12 protein-coding genes are annotated in these 14,106 nt (G+C 61.5%); 3 read left to right on the top strand and 9 right to left on the bottom strand.

The features are described from left to right. Position 1 precedes the first annotated feature (1 nt). The 3 genes from xseA to leuA all read left to right on the top strand — a co-directional run bounded on the left by xseA (position 2) and on the right by leuA (position 4,251). On the top strand, positions 2-1,381 hold the full coding sequence (xseA, locus tag DXT77_RS11825; protein WP_119427722.1) for an exodeoxyribonuclease VII large subunit: 1,380 nt from the start codon (positions 2-4) through the stop codon (positions 1,379-1,381). A gap of 3 nt (positions 1,382-1,384) precedes the next feature. Next, positions 1,385-2,206, top strand: a complete 822-nt coding sequence (locus DXT77_RS11820; RefSeq protein WP_119427721.1) for a peptidoglycan DD-metalloendopeptidase family protein — start codon at positions 1,385-1,387, stop codon at positions 2,204-2,206. A 365-nt stretch (positions 2,207-2,571) separates the two neighbouring features. Next, a complete protein-coding gene (gene leuA / locus DXT77_RS11805) occupies positions 2,572-4,251 on the top strand; it encodes a 2-isopropylmalate synthase (protein ID WP_085709408.1) in 1,680 nt (559 codons plus the stop codon). Positions 4,252-4,384: 133 nt separating this feature from the next. On the opposite strand, the gene DXT77_RS11800 is transcribed toward leuA, so the two are convergent. The 9 genes from DXT77_RS11800 to pilW form a co-directional block, all read right to left on the bottom strand. Continuing rightward, a complete protein-coding gene (locus tag DXT77_RS11800) occupies positions 4,385-5,176 on the bottom strand; it encodes an amidohydrolase (protein WP_119427719.1) in 792 nt (263 codons plus the stop codon). After that, positions 5,164-6,312: a pyridoxal phosphate-dependent aminotransferase gene (locus DXT77_RS11795; RefSeq protein ID WP_119427946.1), complete on the bottom strand. Its 1,149-nt coding sequence runs from the start codon at positions 6,310-6,312 to the stop codon at positions 5,164-5,166. Before DXT77_RS11795 ends, DXT77_RS11800 begins: the two co-directional genes overlap by 13 nt. Positions 6,313-6,429: 117 nt before the next feature. After that, positions 6,430-7,902: a ribosome biogenesis GTPase Der gene (gene der / locus DXT77_RS11790; protein ID WP_085699823.1), complete on the bottom strand. Its 1,473-nt coding sequence runs from the start codon at positions 7,900-7,902 to the stop codon at positions 6,430-6,432. Positions 7,903-8,042: 140 nt separating this feature from the next. Next, positions 8,043-9,194 carry an outer membrane protein assembly factor BamB gene (gene bamB, locus DXT77_RS11785; RefSeq protein ID WP_085734103.1) on the bottom strand — a complete coding sequence of 384 codons (1,152 nt, stop codon included), beginning with the start codon at positions 9,192-9,194 and terminating at the stop codon, positions 8,043-8,045. Further along, the gene (locus DXT77_RS11780; protein WP_119427718.1) at positions 9,187-9,828 is read right to left on the bottom strand and encodes a tetratricopeptide repeat protein; all 642 of its coding nucleotides are present in this window, start codon (positions 9,826-9,828) and stop codon (positions 9,187-9,189) included. The genes bamB and DXT77_RS11780 overlap by 8 nt, the downstream gene beginning before the upstream one ends. 41 nt (positions 9,829-9,869) lie before the next feature. After that, positions 9,870-11,159: a histidine--tRNA ligase gene (hisS, locus tag DXT77_RS11775; RefSeq protein WP_119427717.1), complete on the bottom strand. Its 1,290-nt coding sequence runs from the start codon at positions 11,157-11,159 to the stop codon at positions 9,870-9,872. Positions 11,160-11,181: 22 nt separating this feature from the next. Further along, positions 11,182-12,291, bottom strand: coding sequence for a flavodoxin-dependent (E)-4-hydroxy-3-methylbut-2-enyl-diphosphate synthase (gene ispG / locus DXT77_RS11770; RefSeq protein WP_007956680.1), 1,110 nt, complete (start codon positions 12,289-12,291; stop codon positions 11,182-11,184). A gap of 3 nt (positions 12,292-12,294) precedes the next feature. Beyond that, positions 12,295-13,338 (bottom strand): RodZ family helix-turn-helix domain-containing protein, encoded by a 1,044-nt coding sequence (locus DXT77_RS11765; protein ID WP_119427716.1) that lies wholly within the window; start codon positions 13,336-13,338, stop codon positions 12,295-12,297. After that, on the bottom strand, positions 13,338-14,096 hold the full coding sequence (gene pilW / locus DXT77_RS11760) for a type IV pilus biogenesis/stability protein PilW (RefSeq protein ID WP_085709401.1): 759 nt from the start codon (positions 14,094-14,096) through the stop codon (positions 13,338-13,340). Before pilW ends, DXT77_RS11765 begins: the two co-directional genes overlap by 1 nt. Positions 14,097-14,106: the final 10 nt, after the last annotated feature.

The following is a 14,106-nucleotide window of genomic DNA, read 5'->3' as shown; positions in this document are numbered from 1 at the left end:
CATGATTAAAGATCCCTTTGCAAGACTCGGCCTCGACCGCGAAGTCCTGACCGTCAGCCAGCTCAACGGCCGCGCGCGGGTGTTGCTCGAAGACGTGTTCAGCAACATCTGGGTCGAAGGCGAAATATCCAACCTCGCCCGCCCGGCGTCCGGCCATGTGTATTTCACGCTCAAGGACAGCGGTGCGCAGGTGCGTTGCGCACTGTTCCGCCAGAATGCTGCGCGGGTGCGTCAGGCGCTGAAGGACGGTCTGGCGGTCAAGGTGCGCGGCAAGGTCTCGCTGTTCGAAGGGCGTGGCGACTATCAGTTGATTCTCGACACCGTGGAACCTGCCGGTGATGGCGCCCTGCGTCTGGCCTTCGATGCCTTGAAGGAAAAGCTCAGCGCTGAAGGGCTGTTCAGTGCCGAGCGCAAAGTGCCGCTGCCGGCCCATCCGCAGCACATCGGCATCATCAGTTCGCCGACCGGCGCGGTGATCCGCGACATCATCAGCGTGTTCCGACGCCGTGCGCCGCAAGTGCAACTGACGCTGATCCCGACTGCCGTTCAGGGCCGCGAAGCCACGGCGCAGATCGTCCGCGCCTTGAAGCTGGCGGACGCCCGGGGCTTCGACGCACTGATCCTGGCGCGCGGCGGCGGTTCGCTGGAAGACCTCTGGTGCTTCAACGAAGAGGCCGTGGCCCGGGCGGTGGACGCCTGTGTGACGCCGATTGTCAGCGCGGTCGGCCATGAAACCGACGTGTCGATCAGCGACTTTGTGGCCGACGTGCGCGCACCGACGCCGTCCGCTGCTGCTGAACTGCTCGCCCCGGATTCCAGCCACCTGATCCGTCAGGTCGAAAGCCTGCACCGCCGACTGGTGATGCGCATGCGCGACCGCTTGATGCGTGATCGTCTGCGACTGGAAGGAATGGCCCGCCGCTTGCGCCATCCCGGCGAACGTCTGCGCCAGCAGGCACAGCGTCTGGATGATCTGGACATGCGCCTGCGCCGGGCGTTCGAGCGCCAGCTCAATACCCGCCGCGAACGTCTGATTCGACTGGAAACCCGCCTTGCCGGGCAACACCCCGGACGGCAGCTGGCGCTGCTGCGCCAGCGTCTCGACAGTCTCGCCGAGCGCCTGCCACGCGCCATGAACGAAGGCCTGAAACGCCGACGCCTGCAGTTGCAAAGCCAGATGCAGACCCTGCACGTGGTCAGCCCGCTGGCGACCCTCGGTCGTGGCTACAGCATTCTGCTCGACGAGCGTGGCAACGCGATCCGCAACGCGGCGCAAACCCACACCGGCCAGCGCCTCAAGGCCAGACTGGGCGAAGGCGAACTGCAAGTGCGCGTCGAGGACAATCACCTGACGCCTGTCACTCTCTCTTTACTGGACTGATCCATGCCGCGTTTTCTTGTTCCGCTGTTGTTGCTGTGCCTGACCTTCAACGCCCACGCCGACAGCTACATCACCCGCCTGCTGAACAAACCAGTGCCGGGCGGCGTCGCGGTCGTCGATTTGGGCAGCGCCGCGCAGGCACCGAAAGCCACGTATCAGGGCAAACCGGTGCTGGTGGTCAAGGAACAGAACAACTGGCTGGCGATTGTCGGCGTTCCATTGACCGTCAAACCCGGCACCCAGCAAATCAGCAGCGGCGGCCGTAACCTCAACTTCACCGTCGGCAACAAGAAGTACCCGGAACAGCACATCACGCTGAAGAACACGCAACAGGTCAATCCGAACCCGGCGAACCTGAAGCGCATCGAGGGTGAAATGGCCGAGCAGATCAAGGCCTATCGCAGCTTCAGCCCGAACACACCGAGCAACCTGTTGCTGGACAAACCGGTCAACGGGCCGCTGTCGAGCAAGTTTGGCGTGCGCCGTTTTTTTAACGGTGAAGAACGCAATCCCCATGCAGGTCTGGACTTCGCGGTGCCGGCCGGCACACCGATCAAGACTCCGGCAGCGGGCAAGGTAATCCTGATCGGCAACTACTTCTTCAATGGCAACACCGTGTTCGTCGACCACGGCCAGGGCTTCATCAGCATGTTCTGCCACATGTCGAAGATCGACGTGCAGAACGGCCAGCAACTGGCTCGCGGCGCGGTGGTGGGCAAGGTGGGTGCCACAGGTCGGGCGACCGGGCCGCACATGCACTGGAACGTCAGTCTGAACGACGCGCGGGTCGATCCGGCGATTTTCATTGGGGCGTTCCAGCCTTGATTTACGGGTGAGGCGACTGGCCTCATCGCGAGCAAGCTCGCTCCCACAGGGATTGCGCACGACGAAAGGACTGCGCAATCTCTGCAAACAATCCCTCTAATTCAAAGAATAAAATCTCGGAAAAAACTGCTTTCCGGGTATTCCTCTCAATTTTTTTCGACTGCTTGCCATCCTCATCCCCCGCGGTTAGGGTTGAAGGCATGAAAACCTCTCACACCCTTATTCAGCTTCGCCAGCACCGCAGCCTGTGCCTTGTCAGCGCACGACTGCCGGGCTGAATCGCTGCGCCTCGTCCCAAGCTTCTCCGAACATTCGTTCCACCGGCAGGCCGCCTCTTTTCGGCCCAGACAATAAGGAATTTCCCGATGAGCATGCTCAAAGACCCGTCTTCGAAATACCGCGCGTTTCCTGTGATCAACCTGCCGGATCGCACCTGGCCGTCGAAAACCATCGATGCCGCGCCGATCTGGTGCAGCTCCGACCTGCGTGACGGCAACCAGTCGTTGATCGAGCCAATGGACGCGGTGAAAAAGCTGCGCTTCTGGAAAACCCTGGTGCAGGTGGGCGTGAAGGAAATCGAAGCCTCGTTCCCGGCGGCTTCGCAAACCGACTTCGACTTCGTGCGTACCCTGATCGAAGACGGTCACATCCCGGACGACACCACCATCCAGGTGTTGACCCAGGGCCGTGAAGACCTGATCGAGCGTACTTTCGAATCCCTGCGCGGGGCGAAGAAGGCGATCGTTCACCTGTACAACGCCACCTCCCCTTCTTTCCGTCGCATCGTGTTCAATCAGGACAAGGACGGGATCAAGGCCATTGCCGTGAACGCCGCCAAGCTGTTCGTCAAATACGCTGCCATGCAGCCGGACACCGAGTGGACCTTCGAATACTCGCCGGAAACCTTCAGCGCCACCGAGCTGGAATTCGCCAAGGAAGTCTGCGACGCGGTGATCGAGGTCTGGAACCCGACGCCCGAGCACAAGATCATCCTCAACCTGCCGGCCACCGTTGAGTGCGCGACCCCGAACGTCTACGCCGACCAGATCGAGTGGTTCCACCGCAACATCAACCGTCGTGACAGCGTGATCATCAGCCTGCACACCCACAACGACCGTGGCACCGGTGTGGCTGCCACCGAGCTGGGCCTGATGGCCGGCGCCGACCGCGTCGAAGGCTGCCTGTTCGGCAACGGCGAGCGTACCGGCAACGTCGACCTCGTGACCGTGGCACTGAACATGTACACCCAGGGCCTCGACCCGCAACTGGACTTCTCCGACATCGACGGCGTGCGCAAAGTCGTCGAAGAGTGCAACCAGATTCAGGTACACCCGCGTCACCCGTACGTCGGCGACCTGGTGCACACCGCGTTCTCCGGCTCCCACCAGGACGCGATCCGCAAGGGCTTCGCCCAGCAGAAACCGGACACCCTGTGGGAAGTGCCGTACCTGCCGATCGACCCGGCCGATATCGGCCGCAGCTACGAGGCGGTGATCCGCGTCAACAGCCAGTCGGGCAAGGGCGGTATCGCCTACCTGCTGGAGCAGGAATACGGCATCAGCCTGCCGCGCCGCATGCAGATCGAGTTCAGCCAGGTCGTGCAGCGTGAAACCGATCGCCTCGGCCTGGAAATGACTGCCCAGCAGATCCACTCGCTGCTGCACACTGAGTACCTGCAAGCCAACACTCCGTATGCGCTGGTCAGCCATCGCCTGCAGGAAGAAAACGGCCACAGCGCCGTCGAAGTGGAAGTGGCGAGCAAGGGTCAGGGCGAAACCAACCTGCACTGGCGCGGCAAGGGCAACGGCGCGCTGGAAGCGCTGGTGGCCGGTCTGCCGATTCCGGTGGAGATCATGGACTACAACGAACACGCCATCGGCGCGGGCACCAACGCCAAGGCTGCGGCTTATATCGAGCTGCGTGTGAATGGCGAACGCGCAGTGCACGGCGTGGGTATCGATGAAAACATCACCACCGCCAGCTTCAAGGCACTGTTCAGCGCGCTCAACCGCTCGCTGAGCCAGCCGGAAGCGAAAGCGGCGTAACTTCACCGCTGAAATGCAAAAGGCCCCGGAGTGCGAACTCCGGGGCCTTTTTATGCCTGCTGGCTTTATGTTGCCCGAACTGGCCTTTTCGCGGGCAAGCCCGCGAAGAGGCCCGCACTGACAACGCAAAAACTCAGGTGAACTCGAACGTGTCCGCATCCAGATTCGCCGGGAATCGCTCGCGGTAAGCCGCCAGCGGTGCAGCTTCCAGTACGGCCTTGAACACCCCGTCCGCCTCCCCCGCCGCCAGCAAGGTCTCACCCTGGAAGTCCAGCACCTGACTGTCGCCGGTGTAGGCAAAACCCTTGCCGTCAGTGCCGACACGATTCACGGCCGCCACATAGCACAGGTTTTCAATCGCCCGCGCCGGCAGCAAACGGTTCCAGTGCAGACGCCGCGCCCCTGGCCAGTTGGCGGTGTACAGCAGCAGGTTGGTGTCTTGTGCATCGCGACTCCACACCGGGAAACGCAAGTCGTAGCAAATCAGCGGCCGGATGCGCCAGCCCTTGAGCTCGAACTGCACCTGGCGTTCGCCGGGCGTGTAGTGATTGTGCTCGCCGGCCATGCGGAACAGATGGCGCTTGTCGTAATGCCACACTTCGCCGTCCGGACGCGCCCATAGCAAGCGATTGCGATGGCTGCCGTCGGCGGCCTGGATAATCACGCTGCCGGTGATCACCGCATCGAGCTTCGCCGCCTGTGCCTTCATCCATTTGCTGGTCGGGCCGTTTTCGGCTTCCGCCAGGGTTTCGGATTCCATGGAGAATCCGGTGGTGAACATTTCCGGCAGGATGATCAGATCCGCCCCACGCGCCTGTTCCAGCAAAGCGTCGAAATGCTCAAGATTGGCCTGACGATCATGCCAGGCCAGGCTGGTCTGGATCAGCGCCAGGTTGAGATCGGGCAAAGCACTCAGATCACGCATAGTTTTGCCGCCGCTTCCCGCAGCGTCTCCTCGCGTTTGGCGAAGCACAGCCGCACCAGGCGCTGGCCTTCAGGTGGATTCTGGTAGAACACCGACACCGGGATGCTCGCCACACCATGTTCGCGGGTCATCCACATCGCCATCTCGACGTCGTTCAGGTCGGGACGGATCTGCGAATAATCGACCAGTTGGAAATAGGTGCCGGTGACCCGGGTGAAGCTGAATCGCGACGGCGCCAGCAGATCACAGAACAGATCACGCTTGGCCTGATAGAAGCCCGGCAGTTCTTCGACGTGTTCCGGATGCTCAGCCATATAGTCGGCCAAGGCATATTGCAGCGGCGTCACGCCACAGAAGCTGACGTACTGGTGCACCTTGCGCAGCTCGGCAGTCAGCGCTGGCGGCGCCACGACGTAGCCGGTTTTCCAGCCGGTGACGTGATAGGTCTTGCCGAACGAGCTGACCACGAATGCGCGCTGATACAGCTCTTCATGGGCCAGCACGCTCACATGCGGAACGCCGTCGTACACCAGGTGTTCGTAGACTTCGTCGCTGATCACATAGATGTCACGATCGCGGATCAGCGCCGCCATCTGGTCGAGCTCCGCGCGACTGATCAGCGCACCGCTCGGGTTGTGCGGGGTGTTGAGGATGATCATCCGCGTGCGTGGGCTCAGCGCTGCACTGAGCTTGTCGAAGTCGATGGAGAAATCATCCAGACCGAGCTGCACATGCACGCAGCGCCCACCGGCCAGCTCCACCGACGGCTCGTAGCTGTCGTAGGCCGGATCGAACACGATGACTTCATCGCCACTGTGGATAACCGCCTGGATCGCACAGAAGATCGCCTGGGTCGCGCCGGGGGTGACGGTCACCTCGTGATCGGCATCGACATTCACCCCGTAGCTGCGGGCGATCTTCGCCGCAATCTGTTGGCGCAGGGCCGGCAGACCGGTCATGGGCGAATACTGATTATGGCCGCTGGCGATGTGCCGACCGACCGCATCGCGCAGCGACTGCGGGCCGTCGAAATCGGGAAAACCCTGGGACAGGTTGATGGCTCCGGTCTGTGCCGCGAGCTGAGACATCTGCGTGAAAATAGTGATGCCGACATTCGGCAGCTTGCTGTTGATCATCGGGGTTCCCTGCTCTGCCCCGGCACTGACGACGGCGCGGGAGAGCCCGAGGATAGCCCATCCGGCGCCCATAAAAAAAGGGCGCCAGACGGCGCCCTTCTCTCTTGATGACCGGGATCAGCGCTTGTCGCGGCGCTTCTTGCTGGCCTTCTTGTTGTGCGACATCAAACGACGCTTCTTGTTGACCTGGCGGTCGGTCAGCGTGTTCTTGTTGCCTTCGTACGGGTTCTCGCCGCCCTTGAACTCGATACGGATCGGCGTACCGACCAGTTTGAGCACACGGCGGTAAGTGTTTTCCAGATAGCGCACGTACGAGTTCGGCACTTTCTCGATCTGGTTGCCGTGGATCACGATCAGCGGCGGGTTGGCGCCACCGAGGTGGGCATAACGCAGCTTGATCCGGCGGCCGTTGACCATCGGTGGCTGGTGCTCGCTGACCGCGTCTTCGAGGATCTGGGTCAGGCGGCTGGTCGGCCAACGGGTGACCGCCGACTTGAACGAGTTCTGCACCGACGCGTAGAGGTTGCCCACGCCGGTACCGTGCAGCGCCGAGATGAAGTGGATGTCGGCGAAGTCGACGAAGAACAACCGGCGTTCCAGTTCGGTCTTCACGTAGTCACGCTCGCCCGGAGTCATGCCATCCCACTTGTTCAGTGCGATGACCAGCGCACGGCCGGACTCGAGGGCAAAGCCCAGCAGGTTGAGGTCGTGATCGACCACACCTTCGCGGGCATCCATCACGAAGATCACCACGTTGGCGTCTTTGATCGCCTGCAGGGTTTTGACCACGGAGAACTTTTCGACTTCTTCGTGGATCTTGCCGCGCTTGCGCACACCGGCAGTGTCGATCAGCGTGTACTTCTCGTCGTTACGCTCGAACGGGATGTAGATACTGTCGCGAGTGGTGCCCGGCTGGTCGTAGACGATCACTCGTTCTTCACCCAGCATGCGGTTGACCAGCGTCGACTTGCCGACGTTCGGCCGGCCGATGATGGCGATCTTGATGCCGTCCTTTTCGCTCGGGCCAGGAATGCGCTTGGCTTCCTCGCCTTCGGCAACTTCTTCCTGCTCTTCGCCTTCCTGCGGCTCGTCCTCATCTTTCGGGAATTCGCTCAGGGCGATTTCCAGCAATTGAGTGATGCCGCGGCCATGGGCGCCGGCGATCGGGATCGCATCGCCCATGCCCATCGGGGCAAATTCAGCGCGGGCCATTTCCGGATCGATGTTGTCGACCTTGTTGGCGACCACGTAGGAACGCTTGTTACGCTTGCGCAGGTGTTCGCCGATCATCTGGTCGGCGGCGGTGAAGCCGGCCTTGGCATCTACCAGGAACAGAACGACATCCGCTTCTTCGATGGCCAGCAGCGACTGCTCGGCCATTTTTTCGTCCATACCATGTTCGTCACCGGAGATACCGCCGGTGTCGATCAGAATGTAGGAACGCCCTTGCCACTTGGCCTCACCGTACTGGCGATCACGGGTCAGACCGGACAAGTCGCCGACGATGGCGTCGCGAGTCCTGGTCAGGCGGTTGAACAAGGTGGACTTGCCGACGTTCGGTCGGCCCACCAGGGCGATTACGGGAACCATGCGGCTCTCCACTTCGTTATTTCAGAAAATACAAAAGCCGCTGCGAAGCAGCGGCTGGTGCTCGGGGCAACACCCATGGGTGTTGCAAACCCTGACGGAGCAGGGCCGCTTGGGGTTCAACCCCAAGCATAGTCAAACCATTACTTGATGGTCAGGGCTTCCAGTTTGCCGCTGTTGCCATACACGTAAATCGTGTCACCCACCACCAGCGGACGGGCACGCAGGCCGTCGCTGTCGATGCGCTCGCGGCCGACGAAACGACCGTCCACCTGACTCAGCAGATGCAGGTAACCTTCCAAGTCACCGACTGCAACGTAGCTGGAGAACACTTCCGGAGCCGACAGTTGACGGCGGGCCAGCGAGTCGTTGGTCCACAGTGCAGTGGTCGAACGCTCGTCGACGCCTTCAACGGTGCCCGAGGACAGGCTCACGTAGACGTTGCCGAAACCCTGGGCGATACCGGCGTAGCTCGACGCATCGCGCTGCCACAGTTGACGGCCGCTTTCCAGGTCCAGTGCCGCAACGCGACCCTGATAGCTGGCAACGTACAGTGTGCCGCCGGACAGCAGCAGACCGCCGTCGATGTCGACCACGCGCTCCAGTTCCGAACGACCTTGTGGAATCGCGATCCGTTGTTCCCAGACCGGCACGCCGTTGGAAATGTCCAGAGCGACCACTTTACCGGTCGACAGGCCAGCCACCGCGAGGCGGTTGGTCGCGAGCGGTGCACTGGTGCCACGCAGGGTCAGTACGGCCGGGGTGCTGTCATACACCCAGCGCTGTTGACCGGTGGATGCATCCAGACCGATCAGACGATCGTCCTGGGTCTGCACGACCACGATGTCGCCGTTGCTGGCTGGTGGCGCCAATACTTCACTGGTCACGCGAGCGCGCCACTTCTCTTCACCGTTGATGGTGTCGAGAGCGATGACGTCGCCACGCAGCGTGCCGACCAGAACCAGACCGTAACCCACGCCGACGGCGCCGGAGACAGGCACATCCAGTTCTTTCTTCCACTTCACGTCGCCGTTGCTGCGATCCATGGCCATCACGATGCCGGTCACGTCGGCGGCGTAGATGGTGTCACCATCGATCGCCGGTACCAGCATGTTGTAGGTTTCGCCCTGACCGTCACCGATCGAACGGCTCCACACTTTGTGCAGAACCACTTCTTCCTTGAAGGAAGTCAGTTCGGCTGGTGGCAGTTCTTTTGTGCTGTTGCTGCTGCAACCCGTGGCCAGAATGGCCAGAGCCAGCAATGCTGCATGCTTCCAACCGATCACGTCACGCATCCCCTTTGGCCAGGTCGTCCAGCTTGATTTGAAGGCCGCCGACTGCCGCTTCATCCGACAGTGCCGCCTTGGCTTTTTGATACGCCGCGTTCGCTTCGTCCGTGCGGCCCAGCTGTACCAGCAGGTCGCCCTTGAGTTCTTCGCGAGTGGCCAGGAACGACTTTTCGGCATCGCCTTCAAGCAGTTTCAGGGCTTCATCCGCCTTGTTCTGTGCACCCAGCACCTGCGCCAGACGCTGACGGGCGATTTCGCCCAGTGCTGCGTTGGCCGGTTTGGCAACGATGGCTTTCAGCTCGGTCGCCGCGTCGTCCAGCTTGCCGCTGTCGACCGCTACCTTGGCCACGAACAGGCTGCCGTACTGCGCGTAGGCAGTCCCGCCGAATTCACTGTTGAGCTTGCCGGCCAGATCCGCAACGCGCGCAGCGTCAGGCTTGCCGTCCGGGGTCAGCGTGGTTTCCAGCAATTGCTGATAGAGCACCGAGGCGCCTTGCGACTGGTTGCTCTGATACTTGTGAAATGCCTGCCAGCCGAACACGATGACCAGCGCCAACAGGCCGCCAGTGACCAGAGGTTTGCCGTTGCGTGTCCACCAGTCCTTCAAATCCGCCAACTGTTCGTCTTCGGTACTCGACACCCCAATACTCCTTAATCGCTAAATCGGCTGTTTAAACAGCTTCAACCCTGCACGACGCAGGTGGCCAGGTGAGCGGCAAGCGCATCCCAGGCAATGCTTTGTTGTTCGCCCTGGCCACGCAGGGGTTTGAAACCTACCACTTGCTGGGCCATTTCGTCGTCACCGAGGATCAGTGCGTACAGCGCACCGCTCTTGTCGGCTTTCTTGAACTGGCTCTTGAAGCTGCCGGCACCGGCATTGACCTGCAGGCGCAGGTTAGGCAACTGGTCGCGTACACGCTCGGCCAGGGCCAGACCGGCCAGCTCCGCTTCTTCGCCGAAGGCGCAGAGGTAGACGTCGACCTGACGGGCGAGTTCTTGCGGGATCTGCTCCAGGGTTTCCAGCATCAGCACCAGACGCTCGATGCCCATGGCGAAACCGACGCCCGGGGTCGGCTTGCCGCCCATCTGCTCGACCAGACCGTCGTAACGGCCGCCCGCGCACACGGTGCCCTGGGCGCCGAGCTTGTCGGTGACCCATTCGAATACGGTTTTGCTGTAGTAATCGAGACCGCGTACCAGTTTCGGGTTGAACACGTAAGGAATGCCGACGGCATCCAGACGGGCCTTCAGGCCTTCGAAGTGGGCACGGGATTCGTCATCCAGGTAGTCGGCCATCTTCGGCGCATCGACGAGGACGGCTTGTGTGTCGGCGTTCTTGGTGTCGAGCACGCGCAGCGGGTTGGTTTTCAGGCGACGCTGGCTGTCTTCGTCCAGTTTGTCGTGGTGCGCCGAGAGATACTCGACCAGCGCTTCACGATAACGGCCGCGGGACTCGCTGGTACCCAGGCTGTTGAGTTCGAGCTTGACCGCATCACGGATGCCCAGCTCGCCCCACAGGCGCCAGGTCATGATGATCAGCTCGGCGTCGATGTCCGGACCGTCGAGGTTGAAGACTTCCAGACCGATCTGGTGGAACTGGCGATAACGGCCTTTCTGCGGACGCTCGTGACGGAACATCGGACCGATGTACCAGAGTTTCTGCACCTGGCCACCGCCGGTGATGCCGTGCTCGAGCACGGCACGCACGCAAGCGGCGGTGCCTTCCGGACGCAGGGTCAGGGAGTCGCCGTTGCGGTCGTCGAAGGTGTACATCTCTTTTTCGACGATGTCGGTCACTTCGCCGATCGAGCGTTTGAACAGCTCGGTGAACTCGACGATCGGCATGCGGATCTGCTTGTAACCGTAGTTATCCAGCAGACGCGAAACGGTGCCTTCGAAGTAGCGCCATACCGGGGTCTGTTCCGGCAGGATGTCGTTCATGCCACGAATGGCTTGCAGGGACTTGCTCACAGAAATTCCTTAATTCGTTCGATCAGCCGCGCGCGATGACCGCTGCGTCGGCTTCGACCTTCTCGGCCGCCTTCTCGCGGATCAGCTTTTCCAGCTCGTCCACCAGATTGTCATTCGTCAGTTTCTGCGACGGCTTGCCGTCGATATAAATCAGGTTCGGCGTACCGCCGGTCAAGCCGATATGGGCTTCTTTTGCTTCGCCCGGGCCGTTGACCACGCAACCGATCACCGCAACATCCAGCGGCACCAGCAGGTCTTCAAGGCGCCCTTCCAGTTCGTTCATGGTCTTGACCACATCGAAGTTCTGCCGCGAGCAGCTCGGGCAGGCGATGAAGTTGATGCCACGGGAACGCAGATGCAAAGACTTGAGGATGTCGTAACCGACCTTCACTTCCTCGACCGGATCGGCCGCCAGCGAGATGCGGATGGTATCGCCAATCCCCTCGGCGAGCAGCATACCTAGGCCCACGGCGGATTTCACTGTACCGGAGCGCAATCCACCGGCTTCGGTGATGCCCAGGTGCAGCGGCTGGACGATTTCCTTCGCCAGCAGGCGGTAGGCTTCGACGGCCATGAACACGTCGGATGCCTTCACGCTGACCTTGAAGTCCTGGAAATTCAGGCGTTCGAGGTGTTCGACGTGACGCAGTGCGGACTCGACCAGCGCGGCCGGGGTTGGCTCACCGTATTTCTTCTGCAGGTCTTTTTCCAGGGAACCGGCGTTGACACCGATGCGGATCGGAATCCCGCGGTCACGGGCGGCATCGACCACCGCACGCACGCGGTCTTCGCGACCGATGTTGCCCGGGTTGATACGCAGGCAGTCCACACCCAGTTCGGCCACGCGCAAAGCGATCTTGTAGTCGAAGTGGATGTCGGCAACCAGCGGCACCTTGACCAGCTGCTTGATCTTGCCGAACGCCTCGGCGGCGTCCATGTCCGGCACCGATACGCGAACGATGTCGACGCCAGCGGCTTCCAGACGGTTGATCTGGGCGACGGTGGCAGCGACATCATTGGTGTCGCTGTTGGTCATGCTCTGCACCGCGATAGGTGCATCGCCGCCCACAGGCACGTTACCGACCCAGATCTTGCGCGATTCGCGACGTTTGATTGGAGATTCGCCGTGCATGACTTATTGACCCAACTTCAGGCGAGCAGTCTCGCCACTGGTGAACGGAGCGACATCGACCGGCTGGCCGTTGTAGCTGACCTGCGCAGCCCGGGCAACACCCAGACGCACGGCCAGCGGTGGCTTGCCTGCCACGGAGACGCTGTCGCCTTTATGTTTCAGACCGCTGAACAAAACCTTGCCGCGACCATCGGTGACCTGTGCCCAGCAATCAGCGGTGAACTGCAGTTGCACCTGACCTTCGCCTGCTGCCGGAGCAGTGGTTTCTGCGGTGGGTGCCGGGATTGCCGGGGCAACGGGTGCAGTGACGGTCGGTGCCGGAGTCGCCGGAACATTAGGGGCAGGTGCAGCCGGAGTGGCAACAACCGGTGCCGGGACATGAGCCGGAGCAGCTGGCGTCGCCGCCGGGGCAGCAGGCACGGCCGGTGCGGCTGCCGGAGCGACTGGCTCGGCACCGGTCGACTCGGCAGCGGTTTCCGATTGGGGCAGTGCCAGCGCTGTCGCGCCCTCGGTCTGACCTTCGGTAACGGCCTGGTCTTCCGGCTCGTCGATCGGATGAATCTGCGTGGTGCCATCGGCGCCTTCGACTTCAACGTGCTCCGGGGCCAGACTGGTCAGGTCCTTGGTGCGCAACGAGGTCTGATCCTGCCACCAGACGAAGCCGCCGCCGATGACCGCGATCAGCAGCAACAGGCTGACGATCCGCAAAATGGTATGGGAAACACGAACCGGCTCTTCGATCCGGCCCAGCGCATGAACATTGCTGCCCTGGGAGTCGGTGCCGGTGGACTGGTCGAACTGCTGGACCAGGACCGCCTGATCCATGCCGAGCAATTTGGCATAGGCGCGAATATAGCCGCGAGCGAAGGTATGCCCCGGCAACTTGTCGAACGCACCGGCTTCGAGGTTGGTCAGGGAAGTCACGGTGAGGTTGAGCTTGAGGGCCACTTCGGCCAGCGACCAGCCATTGCTTTCGCGGGCCTGGCGCAAGGTCTCACCGGGGTTAACGCGATTCGCTGCTACAACTTCGGGATGCGCCGCTTTCATCATTGCTCCGACAGGTATTGCTGATATTCCGGCGTACCGGGATAGAGTCGTTTTAATTGCAGGCCCGCACTGGCGGCCTTGTCGCGATCTTCAAACACTTTTGCCAACCGAACCGCGAGCAACAGACTACGTGCATTTTGCTCGGACAGCTGGCTGAAACGGTCGTAATAGTCACGCGCGGGCACATAATGCCTGTCTTCGAATGACAACTCAGCCATTTCCAGCAATGCTCGTGGTTGCTGACGGTTCAAACGCAATGCTTTTTCCAGTTGCTGCTGGGCCAGATCACGCTGGCCAAGCTTGGACGCCGTCATGCCGAGGTTCTCGAACACACGGGAACGCTCAGGATACAGGGTATCGGCGGCGGCCTGTTCAAAACGCTCGTAGGCTTCCTTGTAACGCTGTTCTTCGTAGAGAAAACTGCCGTAATTGTTGAGGATGCGGGCATCGGCGGGACGGGAGGACAGTGCCTTGCGAAAGTGTTCGTCGGCCAGCTTCGGCTCCATCTCGGACTGAAAGACCAGCCCAAGAGCCGCGTTGGCGTCGGGATCGGAACCGTCCAGCTCGAGGGCCTTTTTCAAGGGCACCTTGGCCCGTTCGGTCATGCCTTGCTGCAAGTATCCCAGCCCCAGCTGAACGTAGGCGGCCCGCGCTTCGTCGCGGCCCTTGCTGGTCTTCATCGGGTTGTAATCACCCGACAGGACACAGCCAGCACACAGGCTGGCCAACAGCAACAGCAGCGCAAAGCGCAGGGACATAGAGATCCTC

Source organism: Pseudomonas sp. 91RF, assembly GCF_003576265.1.
GTDB classification, from domain to species: Bacteria; Pseudomonadota; Gammaproteobacteria; order Pseudomonadales; family Pseudomonadaceae; genus Aquipseudomonas; species Aquipseudomonas kribbensis.
The sequence above is the reverse complement of the archived record's forward strand: the minus strand, read 5'-3'. Positions and strand labels throughout refer to the sequence as shown.